The 18,075-nt window shown below is 38.7% G+C and carries 10 protein-coding genes; 5 read left to right on the top strand and 5 right to left on the bottom strand.

All coding sequences use genetic code 11. From position 1 onward, the window contains the following. Positions 1-344: 344 nt before the first annotated feature. From T479_RS08765 to T479_RS08750, 4 genes are all read left to right on the top strand, one after another. Positions 345-1,076, top strand: coding sequence for a FadR/GntR family transcriptional regulator (locus T479_RS08765; protein ID WP_024363539.1), 732 nt, complete (start codon positions 345-347; stop codon positions 1,074-1,076). Between the two features lie 233 nt (positions 1,077-1,309). After that, entirely contained in the window at positions 1,310-2,026 is a 717-nt protein-coding gene (locus T479_RS08760; protein WP_024363538.1) for a lactate utilization iron-sulfur protein LutA, read from the top strand. 25 nt (positions 2,027-2,051) lie between these two features. Next, positions 2,052-3,479: a LutB/LldF family L-lactate oxidation iron-sulfur protein gene (locus T479_RS08755; RefSeq protein ID WP_025219272.1), complete on the top strand. Its 1,428-nt coding sequence runs from the start codon at positions 2,052-2,054 to the stop codon at positions 3,477-3,479. Beyond that, positions 3,479-4,195, top strand: coding sequence for a LutC/YkgG family protein (locus T479_RS08750; protein WP_025219271.1), 717 nt, complete (start codon positions 3,479-3,481; stop codon positions 4,193-4,195). The genes T479_RS08755 and T479_RS08750 overlap by 1 nt, the downstream gene beginning before the upstream one ends. A 110-nt stretch (positions 4,196-4,305) precedes the next feature. Here the strand turns inward: T479_RS08750 and T479_RS08745 are convergent, their stop codons facing one another. Further along, positions 4,306-5,604: an MFS transporter gene (locus tag T479_RS08745; protein WP_025219270.1), complete on the bottom strand. Its 1,299-nt coding sequence runs from the start codon at positions 5,602-5,604 to the stop codon at positions 4,306-4,308. A 206-nt stretch (positions 5,605-5,810) separates the two neighbouring features. Here T479_RS08745 and T479_RS08740 point away from each other — a divergent pair, with 206 nt between their 5' ends. After that, positions 5,811-7,052, top strand: a complete 1,242-nt coding sequence (locus T479_RS08740; protein ID WP_025219269.1) for a helix-turn-helix domain-containing protein — start codon at positions 5,811-5,813, stop codon at positions 7,050-7,052. A 69-nt stretch (positions 7,053-7,121) separates the two neighbouring features. Here T479_RS08740 and rarD read toward each other — a convergent pair whose 3' ends face one another. The 4 genes from rarD to T479_RS08720 form a co-directional block, all read right to left on the bottom strand. Further along, positions 7,122-8,027 carry an EamA family transporter RarD gene (gene rarD / locus T479_RS08735; RefSeq protein WP_025219268.1) on the bottom strand — a complete coding sequence of 302 codons (906 nt, stop codon included), beginning with the start codon at positions 8,025-8,027 and terminating at the stop codon, positions 7,122-7,124. A 163-nt stretch (positions 8,028-8,190) separates the two neighbouring features. Continuing rightward, positions 8,191-8,724 (bottom strand): hypothetical protein, encoded by a 534-nt coding sequence (locus tag T479_RS08730; RefSeq protein ID WP_227665458.1) that lies wholly within the window; start codon positions 8,722-8,724, stop codon positions 8,191-8,193. Between the two features lie 285 nt (positions 8,725-9,009). After that, entirely contained in the window at positions 9,010-12,714 is a 3,705-nt protein-coding gene (locus tag T479_RS08725; protein ID WP_025219267.1) for a S8 family serine peptidase, read from the bottom strand. A gap of 378 nt (positions 12,715-13,092) precedes the next feature. Then, a complete protein-coding gene (locus T479_RS08720) occupies positions 13,093-18,030 on the bottom strand; it encodes an S-layer homology domain-containing protein (protein ID WP_025219266.1) in 4,938 nt (1,645 codons plus the stop codon). Positions 18,031-18,075: the final 45 nt, after the last annotated feature.

The following is an 18,075-nucleotide window of genomic DNA, read 5'->3' as shown; positions in this document are numbered from 1 at the left end:
TTCGTTTTGTCAAACTTGTAAAAACGTCAATTGAAGTTATCTTGTAACTAAACATTCAACACTTTTTTGCTAAGCTGGTTTACGCCCTCCAAACTTAAATAGATTAGGTCATCTGATGACTATATGTTAAAATTATATGAACTAAATTTTAAAAATTCAATATATTTTTAAAATAAAATTTCCATTTTAGCTACTTTAAGTAGCAATTACTAGCAAAACTGTACAATATTTTAATACTAAACGCCCAAGAAAAGTATTCATGAGAAACAGTGAGTAAATTAGCATTCTTCATGTATAATATACTTATATAGAGCAATTGATTGAGATGAATGAGGTGTAGCTCCTTGGAATTAAAGAAAATTAAACCGAAAAAAATATATGAGGAAGTATCAGAAATGCTCTATGAAAAAATTCGAGCTGGCGACCTGAAACCAGGAGATCGTCTTGACTCTGTCGAACAACTTGCTGAACAATTACAAGTAAGTAGGTCTGCCATAAGAGAAGCCTTATCTGCACTAAAAGCAATGGGCTTAATCGAAATTAAACAAGGTTCCGGCACTTTTGTTAAGAGCACTCCATCCAAACAACTTGACTTCCCACTTTCAACACTCACATTAACAAATAAAAAAGATGTCTCCCATCTATTAAAAGTACGCAAAATTATTGAAGTGGGTGCCGCTGCCAGTGCTGCCATTCATCGGACAGATGAAGATATACAAACAATGTTGCGTATTTTAGATGACATGAAACTAGCACAGGGTGATGGAGAGCTTGGTGAAAAAGCGGACTTTCAATTTCACGCGGCAATCTCTGCTGCCTCTCAAAACCCCCTACTGGCAACAATTTTAGACCAAGTATCCGGTTTAATGATTGAAACAATGAAAGAAACGCGTCGTATTTGGTTGTATTCTAAAAAAACGACAAGCGAAAAATTATATGATGAACATATGCAAATTTTTCTTGCCATTAAACAACAAAACGAAGAGCTAGCAAAGCATGCAATGTCTTCTCATTTAAGCAATGTAGAGGAAGTTTTAATGCACTATTTCGACACAACCGAATCTACAAAGGAATAAAATTCATAAATTGCCAGAGCTGATGTTATCGCAAAAAGTGCTAGATTGATTAAACACAATCTAGCACTTTTCTTTTTTGTCCCTCCCCTATTTTTTGAAAATTTGCAAATAGCACTTCCACCCATCTTATAGGTTGTAGTATGATAAAAACAATCTAACTGTCCACCAAGTCATCTGATGACCAGTTGATTAATCAATTGAAATTGCAAATCCATACAAAAGGAGCGAAAAGCATGAAAGTAACATTGTTTGCGACTTGTTTAGTCGATATGTTTCAAGGTGAGGTAGGAAAAGCAGTTGTCGAAGTTTTAGAAAGACTCGGTTGTGACATCGACTTTCCAGAAAATCAAATTTGCTGTGGACAGCCTGCTTATAATAGTGGTTATGTACAGGATTCGAAAAATGCGATGAAAAAAATGATAACTGCTTTTGAACATGCACAGTACGTCGTCTCCCCTTCTGGCTCTTGTGCTTATATGTTTAAAGAATATCCTGAAGTATTTAAAGGGGACCCTATATGGGAAGCGAAAGCACAGGCGTTAGCTGCTAAAACATATGAATTCACGGAATTTATTGTAGACATTCTACAGATTGAAGATGTAGGTGCACATTTAGAAGGTAAAGCGACATTCCACACCTCTTGCCATATGACTAGATTGCTCGGTGTGAAAGAAGCACCAATGAAATTATTAGGAAATGTTAAAGGTTTACAATACGTAGAACTCCCAGGAAAAGACCGCTGTTGTGGTTTTGGCGGCACATTTTCAGTAAAAATGGGGAATATTTCTGGAGAAATGGTCAATGAAAAAGTACAAAACGTGGAAGAAACGGAAGCAGATATTTTAATCGGTGCGGATGCGGGCTGCTTAATCAATATCGGGGGGCGTATTGAGCGACAAGGCAAACCCATTAAAGTGATGCATATTGCGGAAGTACTAAACTGCCGATAAGTGGCTTTTAGAGGAGGATAATCGAATGGCAATGAAAACAAGCGATGATAGGTTTAACAAGCGAGTATCGAAAGAGCTAGAAAATACCTTTATGCGAGGTGCGGTATCCAGTGCACAAGAACGCTTTCAAACGCGCCGATTACAACAAGCAGATGAGCTTGGGCACTGGGAAGAATGGCGTTCACATGGTGAGGAAATTCGCCAGCATATTCTCGCCAATTTAGATTATTACTTATATCAACTGAGTGAAAATGTAGCAAATCGTGGTGGACATGTATATTTTGCTAAAACTGCCGAAGAAGCTACTAGCTATATTCAACAAATCGCCGAAAAAAAACAAGCGAAAAAAATCGTCAAATCTAAATCCATGGTAACAGAAGAAATCAATTTAAATCCCGCGCTCGAACAACTGGGCTGTGAAGTGATTGAAACAGACCTTGGCGAATATATTTTGCAAGTTGGAGATCATGAACCCCCATCGCATATCGTCGTACCAGCATTGCATAAAAATAAAGAGCAAATTCGCGATATATTTAAAGAAAAACAAGGCTATGAGCAAACAGAAAAACCAGAAGAACTAGCCCTTTATGTTCGTGAAAAACTACGAAATGAGTACTTAACAGCAGATATTGGCATTACTGGCTGTAACTTCGCTATCGCAGAAAGTGGCTCCATCACACTCGTTACAAATGAAGGAAATGCTGATTTAGTAACCGCCTTACCTAAAACACAAATTACTGTGATGGGCATGGAACGAATTGTGCCCACGTTCGAAGAAATGGAGGTCCTCGTTAGTTTATTAACGAGAAGTGCTGTTGGGCAAAAGCTAACAAGCTATATTACGACGTTAACTGGTGTAAAAGATGAAGGCGATACGGATGGGCCAGATGAATTCCACTTAGTTATTGTCGATAATGGCCGTTCAGCTATTTTAGGGGGGGAATTCCAACCAATTTTGCAATGTATTCGCTGTGCAGCTTGTGTTAACGCTTGCCCTGTATACCGTCATGTTGGTGGACATACGTACGGTTCAATTTACTCAGGTCCTGTCGGTGTTGTGTTGTCACCATTGCTAGGTGGTTATGATGATTTCAAGGAGTTACCATATGCCTCGACTTTATGCGGCGCTTGCACAGATGCATGTCCTGTCAAAATCCCATTGCATCAACTGATTCATCGCCATCGTCAGGTCATCGTTGAAAATGAAGGAAGAGCCCCGGTGTCCGAAAAGCTTCTTATGAAGGCGTTTGGCTTAGGTGCTTCCTCCCCTACTTTATACAAAATGGCAACGAAAATGGCAGCACCAGCCATGTCTCCATTTACAAAGGATAATAAAATTTCAAACGGCCCAGGACCATTAAAAGCGTGGACAGAAGCAAGAGATTTCCCAGCTCCGAATAAAGAAAATTTCCGAAGCTGGTTTAACAGCCGTACAAAAGGAGGTTCTGAATAATGGCAGGAAGCATTGTAAATAGAGATGCATTTTTATCGAATATTGCCAAGCAACTTGGACGAGCACCAAAAACACAACTAACAAAACCAGTTTGGCAATACCAACCTCAAGACCGTGTGTTAAAAGATGCTACGAAAGATGAACTCGTTGCTGTCTTAGCGAAGCAATGTAAAAATATTAATACTGATGTTATAGTTACTACTACAGAAAATCTAGCAACGGATTTACAAAAAGTCGTAGAGCAATACGGTGGTCGCTCTGTCATCACATGGCAAGACGAACGCTTTGAAAATTATGGTTTAGCTCAATTGATGCATACACAATGGCCACAAGTCGATATTGAACTTTATGTATGGGATGAAACACAGCCAGAGGAAAATATCCGACAAGCCGAAAAAGCAAATATCGGTTTGACAATTAGTGAGATGACTTTAGCCGAATCTGGAACAGCCGTCCTATTTAGCGATAAATATAGAGGGCGAACGATAAGCTTTTTACCAGAAAAGTCGATAATTTTGATGCCAAAAAGCACCATCGTTCCACGCATCACCCAAGCAGCTCGATGGATGAGCCAAAAAGTTCAAAATGGGGAGCATATCGCTTCTTGCATTAACTTTATTACAGGTCCTAGTAATTCCGCAGATATCGAAATGATTCCTGTCGTTGGTGTCCACGGCCCGATTAAAGCCACTTATATCGTTATCGAAGATCAATAATGATGGAAACAGGCATGCCAGATGTACTGCATGCCTGTTTTACTTTATATTGAATCGATCCGATAGTGGTTATCGCCACTAAATCCCCCGTTTTCGCCACTGCTAGAATTCTACCTATTTGGTATTAGTTTGCTATTCTTTGCTAGCGTTTTGTCATCGTAAAATTCAGGATGCGCTTCCTTTAAAACTGACCTCCGCAGTAATATAAGTGTCATTATCACTATAATTATACTTGTCACTAGCAATATACCGGTTGCTGGGAGAGAATCGTATAGTACTCCATAGACAAGCATACCAATTGGCATCATGGACATCGCCATTGTTTCCATTAGTCCAAATACGCGTCCGCGATACTCCTCGGAAATAAGCTTTTGCATAAAAACGCCTAGAGGCATATTTACACCCATTTCAAAAATAGCAAAAATAAAATACAACCCAATATAAAAGATAACAATCATTGCATACGATAGATTCGTCACTAAAGGGATTACCGCAAAACTTAAGCTATTTGAAAGCAACAATAAACTTATTTTAGAAAAACGAAGTGGCACTTTTATTTCGGCACGTGATGCAAAATAGATGGAAGCCACTAACATACCACCTGCCCCCGCTGCTTCAATAAAACCAAAATGGGTAGGTTCAACCTTTAGTAATTCGATAATGATATACGTTCCACCAACGACAATGGCAGAGAAAAATAAATTAATCCACAACGATAGCCACATCACAACTTTAATGACCTTATGTTGTTTGATATAGCTAAAGCCTCCAACAAGTCCTTGCCATATCTTTTCCGCTTTAGCAGTGTCCCCTCGCGTACTATACAAATTAAAATTCATCGTGGCCTCTAAGCAAAAGGCTATCGCATACGCTACCAGATGAACAATTAAAAATACTTCCATAGAGAAAAAGCCGTACATCATCCCACCGATAACAGGTCCCCCAACAGCCGCTACAGACACCGACATTTGGTTAAATGACATTGCCCGCTGTAAACGTTCTGGATTAACGAGTGTTGCAATTGCTGAAGTAAAGGTTACGCTCGAAAATGCTGAACAAAGCGTATAAAATACGGTAGTCACATAAATCGCATTAACAGACATACCAATTGTCTCTGTATAAAACAATAAACTTGCCATCGTTAAAATCGTTCCAGCTTGTGCTATTAATATTGTTCGTTTCTTTGAATAATTATCTGCGACATATTCTGCTAATGGCGCAACAAGTGCTCTAGGTAATATGGAACAAATCATATTTGTTGCAAAGCTGGTAGCGGAACCCGTCATCGCTAAAATATACAAACTAATACCAAAAGACAATACATGCGACCCTAACATTGCAATCATTTTACTGGCGGTAAAAGTCCACAAATGATAGGTCGCCTTTTTATATTTTGCCGCTTCACTCATTAAAAAACCCCTCCATATTTTAATTTAATTTAAAAGTTTAATTTTATTAAACAAAATATAACACGATTCCCACTTTTCGTGCAATAAAAAGTTTAATATAATTAAACAATTAGGTGGCATCGAGTTTCTCTTTTGCTTTTGGCAAAATGTATAGACTTTACAAAGATTAGTGATTATTGTTAGTAGTAAAGAAAGGAGGCGGGGCAGTGGACTCTTTAGGCACGCGAATTCGCAAATTACGAAAAGAACGAAAATTAACATTAGAGGCGCTTGCTGCCGATCGTCTAACAAAAGGTATGCTCAGCCAAATAGAAAACGATAAAGCGAAGCCATCAATGGAAAGCTTAGAATATATTGCGGAACGACTTGGAGTCAAAGCAAGTGAACTACTTGAACAAGTAGCATCCTCTGATATACGTCAGTTGCTGGAGCAAGTAGAAATTATGTTTGCTGAAGTAAGACGAGGAGATGCGGATAACCATCAGCAAATTGTTGATATCATTCAACCTTATATAGAAGATTTCCCTCTTAGCTATGAAGCAGGACGTTTACTGTATATCTATGCTGATGCCCAATATGAGGCAGGTTTATTGACATGGGAGGCGCCGCTACAACAAGCACGGCAAATATTTAGAGAAATTAATTTATTAAGCCATTGGTTAAAAACTTATATTCTACAACTCGCTATTTTGTCAGAAAATCGTCGATACAATGAGGCTTATCGCTGTATTCTACAAGTAAAAGAAGAAGTTGCACATGAAAACTATCAGTTAGATTCCCGAGATACTGCAAAATTAGCTTATTATATTTGTATTTTTCAACTAGCCATCGGTGAACATGAAGCTGGTAAACAACTCATCAAAGAAACGATAGAACATGCACATCAAAATCAATTGTTTTATCATATCGATGATTTATACCGTATTGGTGCCTATTGTGCGATGATAGATGGTGACTTCAAACAGGCGGATAAAATGATTATGAAGTTGGAGCAATATCGCATGTTTGTTGAACAAGCTGATGTCGACGCCTTTATATACGTCTTAAAAGCCCATTATTATAACAATTATACACATGATTATAAGCAAGCATTAGTTGAAATCGAACAATTCCGTGCACTTACTGGCTCCACTAAACTAGATTCGAATTTTTATTACGCTGAAAAGGGAAAATCGTTGTATTTACTTGGTCGTTATGCGGAATCACTTGAGGCCTTTAACCACTTTACAGAAATCCCTATTTTCATCTCACATCCTTATGATTTGCTTAGTATGAATGAATGTTTTTCCTATAAAGCTCTTTGCTATGCACAGCATGGTGAATTGACGACTGCCTATGAAATTGCCAAAAAAGCTTATATTGACTCAATCGATTTAATTGACCTTCCATATAAGCAAAAAATTGAGGAAACCTATTTAACGATTAAAGCACAAATCGATTCGAGGTAATAAACGAAGAACGGGACATTGAAAAAAGTGTTAGAATGACCGCTGTCAATCTAACACTTTTACCTTATGTTACGCAGATTTATGATGTGCTTTTCTTATTTCTAAAATTTTTGAACCAGAAAACAATAATAAGGCTATCCAAATAATACTGAATGCCAACAGCTCTACTGGACTGAACGGTTCCTTATACAGAACGACACCCAAAATTAACACGATGGTCGGTGCCACATATTGTATAAAGCCCAATAAATAAAGCGGAATATTTTGAGCACCTTTTGCAAATAAAATTAAGGGCACTGCTGTTACAATCCCACTCACGACCATGAGTACATCCGTTTGGATATTGACGTGTAAAAATGACGCTTGGCTTGTTGTAAATAAATAGACGTAATATCCTAGTGCAAACGGCAGGATAAATAGCGTTTCAATGGCAAGTCCCCTTGTTGCATCCAGGGTAATTTTCTTCTTCAATACCCCGTAAATAGCAAATGATAACGCAATAAGAATTGCCACCCAAGGCACTGTTCCATAGTTTACCGTTAATATGATGACCGCAATAAAGGCAATTGCTGTTGCAACCCATTGTGCACGACTCAAACTCTCTTTAAAGAAGACCACACCAAAAATAACCGACAATAGTGGATTAATATAATAGCCAAGGCTTGTCTCTATTAAATGTTCATGTGTTACTGCCCAAATATATAAGTACCAATTCATTGAAATAACAAAGGAAGCACAAGCTAGTTGCCAAAAACTCTTCTGGTGCGTCCATAAATATTTTAAATCAGCTATTAAATCTTTACGCATACCGACAATAATCACTACTAATACTGTAAAGACGAAAGACCATATGACACGCCCTAATAATATTTCCATACTCGGCACATGCTCAAGCAGTTTCCAATAAAGTGGGAATGCTCCCCAAATAGCATAAGCTAAAAACGCTGCCCATACTCCTTTTTTCTCGTTTGACATTGTCTTGAATTCTCCTACTCTTCTTAAATCACTTACGATTTCTCGTATTTCCACATGATGACATTCATAATGTAAAGAATAGACTAATTATAGGACTTTGATTGGCAACTGTAAATGCACAAAATTACTATGGACGTGTTGTTTATCGCTTAAACACGTTTTGTTACGCTTTATTCTCACTTTCTAGCTCAGAAATATATTTTCGCACCATACTATAACTTATATCAGGATTAATTTGACGTTTTATACGAATATGAATTTCTTTAATGCCTACACCTTGCTCTCGCATATCTCGAATCATTGATTTTAATGGGCCTGATAGCGATTCCTTTGAAAGCGCTGTATATTTACTAAGCTCAATTAGCAAGTCGGTATTCTGTCGACGGAGTTCCTTCAGCTCATCGATTACACAATTATATTCGGTAAGCTTTTTTTGTAGCACCGCATTTTGCTGCGTTAGTTTTTGTATGTCTGCTTCAAGCGTTGTGTTTTGTTTTTTTAAACTTTTCTGTTCTTGCTCCAAAACAAGTTGCTTCTCATCTACATCAAGATGCATGTCATTTAATAATTTTTCAAAATGAAGTAATTCCTTATAGCGACTTTGCGTTAACACCATGAGCGTTTCCGTCGTTTGAACAGCTAGTGTACCATCTTGCATTTTTTCCCATGTTAATGCTGATTGATCCATTTTGCTCATCACTTATATCTCACTCCATTACTAAATTGTTCGTGTAATGGGATTACCTTGTTCAACATCTTTCAGCTTCCTTCGTTATGATAATCATTCTCATTTACCTTATCATAATGACAAAAGTCTTTTTTGTCAAAATAAAAAATACAGGCTTCTTAAATTTAAGGAACACAGCAATCCAGCCCAGCCAGTTAGTTTACTAGAGACATCCATCTTAGTGTTGCTTTACAGTCCATAATAAAAAGAGAAATTGCGCAGTGCAATTTCTCTTTTTGTTTGAACTGATTGTAATTATAAGTCACCCTCGGTAACTTCATTATTATTGTTATTACCTTTGCCATTACCGTTACCATTTCCATTTCCATTTCCATTGCCGTTACCGTTACCTGGCTTTACAACCAACACATCAAATGTTAGTGTATGCTCACCATACGTTACTGTAATCGTCGTATTCCCTTGACCTTTTCCTTTTACGGCACCTGCTTTTACAGTAGCTATTTTATCATTTGCTACTTCGTATGTTGCCAGATTTGTTACATCTTTTTCTGTCGTTTTACCTTCAAAAGTAGTAACTTCCGTAATTTTAATCGCAACCTCTTTACCAATTCTTGTTTCTACCTGCGCTTGGTCAATTTCTAATGTGACAATTGGAGTTTCTACATTAGGTGCTTTCACTGTCACATTCATCGTCACTTCATTCGCACCGTATGTCATAGTAATTGTCGTTGTGCCTTCCCCTACTGCCGTTACTACGCCATTGACTACAGTGGCAACATTTTCATCTCCAACAACATACGTAGCTTTAGACGTTACATCTTGCACTGTTGCTTCACCTTCTGCAGGTGTTGACGTTTCTGTTAGCGTTAGTTGTGCTGTTTCTCCAGTTGTTAGGTTGAGCTCAGTTGGATTTACAGAAAGTGTCACTACTGGCTCTACCACTTCTTTTTCATAGATCACTGCTTCCCCAACATTCCCCGCAGCGTCATTAATTTTTACTGTAACCGCATTCGTTTCTGCTGTTACTGGGAATGTAAAGCTACCGTCTTGATTTAGTTCAAATGCAACTGGCGCTTGTACTTCCCCATTTACCGTCGCAATATAGGAAGCTTTTAATTTATCATTTAAATTGTAATTTAAACCGTATGCACTTAACGCTACATTGTAATCAATATACTTATCTGTTATCTGCCCAGTAGCAACGCCTTGCGCTACTGAACCAGTAATTTCTGGTTTAGTCGATTTGACAAAAATTGGTCCAACATAGTCTGACACTACGCCTGATGCTGCAAGACCAGTAAAGTCAATTGTATACACACCATCTGGAATCGTTGTGGCAGGTGCCGATCCCCATGGTTTGTATTGCCCACCTACTTTTAGCGTATAAGAACCTTTTCCTAGTGCAGTCCCTGCATGTATATAGCCAATGTAGCCATCTCCATATTCTCCGCCTTCTGGATTCATAATATCCCAAAGCTCAATATAGTTCGTTGTTACATCTCCAGTTAATGTGAATGATAGTACAGCCGAGTCTTTCACTCCATCTCCGTTAAAGGAAAGATCCGTTTCTGTAATAGTCAAGTCTTTCACTTCAGTTGTTGCCTCTGCGCCAAAATCGGCTGCAAATGGCAATGAAATTTCTGTAGCTCCATTACCGATGTAAATATAACCTAGTAATTCAGAGCCGTTTGGAGCGGAAGCTTGCGAAGCTGTTAACGTAATATTTAAAACTTGCTCACCTACTAGATTAAATGTTGGCTGGTCTACTGTAACAGTTGCATCACCAAATGTTTTTGTTACATCAACTGAAACATTATAGTTACCGCCGTTCCCTTTGATATCTTTTACTAATACTTGTTTCGTGACAGAAATATCTCTATCTTTAAGTGATTGTGGACCGAAAGTAACGGTACCTTTCAAGTTTTCTGCCACTGCACCCGTTCCATCTAAAATTGCGCTATCAAGTGCATAAGCAAGAATTTCCGGATGAGCTGCAGCATATGCATTGACACGACCTGCCCCTTGAGAAAATACATCGTATTTTGTCTTATCTAAAACTTTTGCTGTATTAGAAAGCGCTACTTTTACATCGAACGCACTCCAATCAGGATTTGCTTGTTTAACTAACGCCGCAATACCTGCGATATGTGGTGTTGCCATAGAAGTACCTGTTTTACGAGCATATGCTTCAGCATAATTGGCATTAGGGAAATCTTTTTTATACATTGGAATCGTAGACATAATATTTGTTCCAGGTGCACTTACATCTGGTTTAATATCAAAGTTTGGTGTAGATGGACCACGTGAACTAGAAGAGTTTACCTCATCGCCCGTAGTATTTGTTGAAGCAAATTTACTAAAGCTTACTTTTCCTACGCCACCTGCTAAAGCAGCGCGAATGGCAGCACCATCTGTTTGGGACATATCAAATGTTGGTAAAAACTCAAATGAATCACCAAGGAATGTGCCTGAAATGTTTGGTGCATTCGTTCCACCAGCAAAGTTATGAATAATTGTTGCAACTGCTCCATTTGCCTTTGCATTGGCGATTTTATCAACGAATGCGATACCGCCTCGAGAAATCAAGGCTACTTTCCCCGCCACATCGATTCCTTCATAGTCTTTTACTTCACCGTTTCCAGGGACAGCTACTAAATCAAATTCCCCTTGCAGCTGTGTTGCTACATTTTTCCCAAAAGTCGTACCCATTAACGGAAGTTGTTTTGTTAAGTTGTAATTGCCAACGGTAACTTTGACTTCCCCGTTATACATTGTTTCAGGATTCGTTGTGTTCCCTACAGCAATTCCTAAACGAGCCGTTGCAGGCGTACCCATTGTTCCGCGATTTGGACCAGAGTTTCCTGTTGCAATGACTCCGATTGTGCCAGCTATCATTGCGTTATTAATCGCAAATGAACCAGCGTCTGTTTCAGAGTTTGCTCCCCCGCCAAGCGAAAGATTGATAATGTCCATTTTTTCTAATACAGCCGTTTCAATTGCTTTTACAATACCGGATGTAGCACCACTTCCGTAAGCCCCAAGAACACGGTAAGCATAAAGGTCTACTTTTGGTGCAATTCCTTTAATACCGTATTGATTAGCTCCGATTGCTGCAATTGTTCCCGCAACATGTGTACCGTGAGAAGTATAGAATGCGCTTCCTTTTTCATTAAACTCCGGTGTTCCAACTGGACGCTCCGAAGGTAATGTTTCTGATGCATCGTTATCTGCACGAGGCTTCGAGTAAGTTGATGAATATGGAATAAAGTTTTTTCCACCTCTATAAATTCCAGCAAATTCAGGGTGATCGGCGTCAATACCCGTATCTAATACGGCTACCTTAATGCCTTGTCCTTCCAATCCTTCGTTCCAAAGCTGTTCAATGCCAAGGAAAGAATTACTTGTATTCATTTGCGCTTCTACCTGATCTTCCTTAACCAGTTCCGATGATTTCATCGTATCATCTTCTGATGCGTAAACAATGGCATCTGGTTCGATTAATGTAATGCCTTCGATTGTAAGCAATTTTGGAAGATCATTTGCTTTTACAGTTGCTGCGAAGCCATTTAAAACTGTATCGAATGTGTAGCCTTGCGTCATCTGAACATTTTTAACAGCTAACTCTTTTTGTACTTGTGCTTGTTGTTCTTTTACATTAGAGCGAGCTTCATTTGCCTGAGCTTTAGAAAATCTTTGGCCTTTAAGTTGGCTTATTCCTTGCTCTAGTGCCACAGGCATTTCAGATAAATGAACAATAACTGCCACCTCTTGATTGCCTGATACATTTTGTAAGCTTTCATGGAGCGTTGGACCATCTTTAGACAAGCTTAGCTGTTCAGCGATAGCCGCCTTTAATTGAATAATACTTTCGCTTTGACCATCCTGCTTGAATGGTTTCGATTCTTCAGCACTAGCACTCGATAATGGAGCCAAGAGAGAAAGCACCATAATGAAAGCTAAAATACTACTTAAAAATGTCGTTAACTTAAACTTTTTCAAATCTCATTTCCCCTTCCTCCTTTAATTGTCACACTTTTCAGTTTAGTGTGATATTTCCAATTTATCACAAATAAACTAATTCGAATATCGTAATATTTGAATATTTTGAAATATTGATAGAAAGTAGCATTTTCAATTAGTTAGGTTATATCTATATACCTAGTAATTTATTAAAAATTAGAACTTAAAAAGGATAAATGAATTATAAAATTCATATTCAATTAATCCTATAAAGATAGGAATTTTATATCAGATAGTTTAGTTGTTTACAGAACATCAGGAGAGTAGGGAGGGGGAAATCGAGTGAACATTAAAATAGCTGGCGATTATTAAAAACCGCCAGCTAATAGCATCGTAATAGAAGATAATGGAATGTCCTTATTTTGTTTCATTTGTTGCAGCAGCTTGAATTTCATAGAAAGCCCAGTGATTGTTTGGAATATCCTTAAAGATTGGTACTGTGCTATCTGTCAATACTGGACGATCGAAAAGTCGATTTAGGACTTTTACCGCCTGTGCACGTGTTAGTTTCTCTTCAGGTCTAAATTGACCATTACCTGAGCCAACCATAATACCCATTGCGCTTATGCGTTGGATTTCCTGTGCAGCCCAATGCGTAGATGCCACATCACTGTATGTTTCGCCGTTTGCTGTTATTGCACAATACAGCGTATCTGTAGTTCCTTCTGCACATTGCTTATCAATCCACCTTACAGCAATGACCGCCATTTGGGCTCTCGTTATCATATCGTTCGGACCAAATGAACCATTTTGACGACCTTGCATAATTCCTTCGGTACGAACATACTCTATATCATTTTTTGCCCACGAAGCAGCTGTATCTGCATAAAAAACATTAGATGCTTCTGGTACATTATGATTACTTAGGTTGCTTGCTAGCATTGCTGCCATTTGCGCACGTGTGACATAGGCATTCGGACGGAATGTACCATCTGCGTAGCCTTGAATATAAGAAGCAAATGACTTGCTATCTTCTGTAGGTTCCTTTTCGGGTTCCTCTTGTTGTGCTTGTTCTACATATAGTAAAGTAAAAGTAGAAAAATGCTGCACATCAAAAGCAATCGCTGTTTGCCCTTTCGCAAATTCTACAATACGTCCACGGATGATTTCGGCTGAACCATTACTATGCTCTACGTAAACCATCAATTGTTCCCGTTGAGCTGAAGTTAAATTCGCTGGTAATGGTAGTAGCACTGTTACCGGACGATTTTGTAGATTTGTGTCAATCGATATTGATTGACCAACAAGCTTTACATTAGCGCCATGACTCTGTTGTAACACTATTTCCGCTTGTTTCGCTCGGTCTTCGATTGCTTTTTGCCTTAGGGCATCCTTAATCGGAACGATTCGGAAGTAAATATCTTCATTGAAGTCTGTCATAGAAGTAAAGGGAACATCTATTTTGACCATCGTCATATCAATACCAAAATAGGATTTACTCTCTAGTAATCGTTTAGCAGCCTCTTTAGCAAGTATCACCTTTGTCTCACTTGCTGGTTGCGCCATCTCGGGAATGACAAGTCGAGATTTTTTATCTTCTTGATTTGCTAATTTTCGAAGAAACTCGTTTGCATTTGCCACCGTAAAATGCACGCTATCTTGGAAACTACCGTTACGAAATACACGTGTTAACACGGTTTGTAAGAGTACCTCGTTTGGCTTACGCGGATCTACTATATTCACCATAACTTGATTACTTGGTACAACGGGGTCAGGACTTGCTGTTGATGATCCCCCATCTCCTGGTACATAGTTTGCTGACCATAGCGCATACAACACGAGGTTCCCTTTCCCCATTTGAAGCGTTTGCCCTGCTTTATAAGTAACGCCTTTTCCATCAGCTTTCGTATTCCAACCTACGAATGAAAAGCCAACTTTGTTTAAATTCCCATGATTTAACACCGTTATTGTTTCCTGCGTTTTATAGCGCTTCGAATCGATAGGCACGTTCCCCCCATCCGCTCCGTTGCTGTCATAGATAACGGTGTACGTTGGCAATGCGCTCGTTGTAAAATGCCAAGTCGTAGTATTCGTAATGCCGTCATACACATTACCAGCCAAATCAATAAATGCTCCTGCATCAATTTGAATGCTATAAGCCGTGTTATTATTTAAATCCTTTGTAGGATTTATTGTCACGCTGTGATTCGCGATTGAAACATTGGCATGCGTAACGTCAATCGTTTCAACAATTTGATTTGTAGAAGCATTGCGAATTACAATATTTTTATTCGTAACTGGCAAGATCTTTTCATTAAACGTTAGCACAAGATTATCTGTAGGCTGTACATTCGTTGCCTGATGCGCTGGGAAATAGGTTGTTATTTCAGGAGCCTTTTTATCAAACACGACAACTGTTCCTAATGAAACGTCTGTCACTTGTAAGCCATCATTCCCCGCTAAATCTTGATAATCCATTGTAAAAGGAATCGGTCCCTCTGCATCTACTGACTGAAGCGTATAGCTTGCTTGCCATGTTTTAGCATCCCCATCACCTTTATCGCTTACATTTGCTGTTTGTCCTAGAATCGTAACATTTGGCGATTGAATTGCCTCACTTGTCTCAAAGTCGATTGTAATACTATCATTAACCTTAGCAACTGTTGGATTAGCATTGTTTGACACCATAGTACCCTTCTTTACAGTTGGCTTTATGCCATCAACTGTAACAAAGCTGCCATCCGTTACGTCCGTTATCTCTATGGCTGCATTACCTAGCACATCTTTGAAATTGATGGTAAAAGGTGCTATGCCTTCTAAATCACCATGCGCTATCACATAAGTCGCCTGCCAGTTCGTTGAAGCGCCACTTACAGTAGCTGGTTTTCCGGCAATGGTAACAGATGGTGTTTGGATCGTCTTATCTGTTTTCATTGCTAAAGTGATGGTATCGCCTATTTTCGCCTTTGTCGGATTTAGATTAGTCGATTTAATGGTCACTTCTACTGCTTGTGGCACAACTTTATCAATCGCAAAAGTAACGGTAGTCGTGTTACCTGCGCTATCTGTTACAACCAAAGTATAATTTCCAGTTGACTTTACAATAGTGCCACTTGTGAAGGAAGCTCCATTCAAAGTAGCAGTTCCTTCATTAAAGCTTATCGTTACGTCGGTGTTGTAAACCCCACTATTTGCAACACCTGTTATAACTGGAGGCATTGTATCGAGCACAATCGTATCTGAAAATACATTCGATAGATTACCAGCCGTATCCTTTAGTTGCATATAAACCGTTTTATTACCATCCCCGCTTGATAATGTCCAACTTTTTGTTGATACGTTTGGCTCCCAACCGGACCACGTAATCCCATCATTCGAAAAGCGCATTTCTATCGCTTCTCCTTCTGTATCCGTTGCCGTCATTGTTAAGGTAACGTTAGGAGTACTTGTAGATGCTAGTCCATTATGAATAGTCATTGTGCCTGTAGGTGCATGATTTTTAGTAACTTGGATTATAAACTCCTTATCAAACGTATTGCCAGCCTCATCTGTTACGCTTATCGTAATCTTATAACTATTTTTCGTATCGTAGGCAAATAACGCATTTGTCTTCAATACATTTCCAACAATCGTAAAGAAGCTTGTATCCCCTGACTGTAATGCATATGTGAATGTTGGTGAACTTCCTGAATCTGTTGCTGTCAGTGTCCCAACTGTTGTACCAATGGGCGCCTTTTCTTGTACAGTCGTATTACTAAGCGCAATATTGGTAGGTGGTGTAGCATCATAGATTATTTGCAATTCATTTGAAGCTTTATTGAATGCACCACTACTATTCGTAACAACTTTTTCAGGAATTTTAATTTTCACAGCTCCATCTGCAATCGGTGATATTTGTGCCGTATATGTGGTACCGCTTCCTGATAGAGATATAGCATTTCCATTTGTAACAGCTATATCATCCACCGTAAAGCCTGTTACTGACTCACTGAATACCGTCGTTATAAGAATTGGATTGCTATTAGTTGGGCTAGTCTTATTTGATGAAATGGTCACGTTAGGGCGTGCTTTGACAATAAGGTTCATCGTATAGACACCGCTATCATTCATACCATCGCTTACCTTAAATGCAAACGTTGAAGCAGTACCATTGTCGGTAATGTATTTTAACTTACCTGCATCTAAGTCAACTTTACTAACTGTCATACCATTTGCAATGGCTTCGGCAGCATCGAACTGCCCATTCAGATTGCTATCAAGGAAAAGTTGGCCACTAGTTGGGATTGCAGAGATTTGAATCTGTTTTAACGTGTCGCCAGCATCTTCATCAGAAAAAGCAAAAGAAGTAGAATTAAATGTATACACTTGACCTTCATTAACATTTACCGTTCCATTATTGGATGTAGGTGGTTTATTTAATGTAAGTGTTGTGACCTGCTGCATCGAATAGGCACTCTTGGAGCCATCAGCATCTTTGACAATAACATTGAAATAATAGCTTGTATTGGCAGTAAGTCCTGTAACATTATAGGACGTAATATCTTTAGCATAACCGCTTCCTAGAGCTGTTCCATTGGATTCAATGGCACTAACCGTATCAATATTATTACTACTAGATTGATAGACACGGTATTCTAAATCACCTTGAGCTGTTAAATCGTCAGATGCTTTCGCCCAGTCCAACTGTACTCCTGATGCAGTGATAGTTGAAGGCGTAATTGCGCTATTGGTAACGGTTGGCGGATTATTAGGAATCTCGATTGTAAAGTGTGTAAATGTTACATCCCATATCCCCGCCTGTACAGTAGCTATATACTGTACACTGACAGTAATGACAAATGAGTGAATGCCCTCTAAATTTACCGGAATATCATAAATCGGTTCATGAAAGGCAACGGTCTTAAAGGTTACGGGACTTCCTTTTGGATTTCCTTCTTGATCATATCCTTGAATCGTTAAACTTAGCGCATCGTTTGCGTTATGTTTATTAATCGTATTAATCTTTAATGATTTTAAATTAAAGACACCGCCCGCAAAGTTTTCGCCAGCGGAAATTCGAATTGATTTTGGTAGCGAATGTTCATCTGCATCGATATAATACCCAGCAGGATACTGTGTCCCATCACTATACTTTAGTAAATCAAAACCATCATCACCAGTACGACTTACTACAAAGCCATTATTCGTATCAGCTAGCCATGTAGGTTGTGTTAAATCTTGTGTACACTTAGGAAAATTCGGTGTATCACAACTAGCCGCCTCTACTTGAACAGGTGACAAAAAACTGATCCCAGTTAATTGGCTAAACGTAATCAACAGCAAACATAGCATCATTATAAAAATCTTTTTTCCCATTTTGGTTCTCCTTTTTAGTTGATTCACACCCTTCGCCAAAATCAT

Origin of the sequence: Lysinibacillus sphaericus (assembly GCF_000600105.1) — a bacterium.
Lineage (GTDB): Bacteria > Bacillota > Bacilli > Bacillales_A > Planococcaceae > Lysinibacillus > Lysinibacillus sphaericus.
Note: the sequence above shows the minus strand (reverse complement) of the source record. Positions and strands in the feature narration are given on the sequence as shown.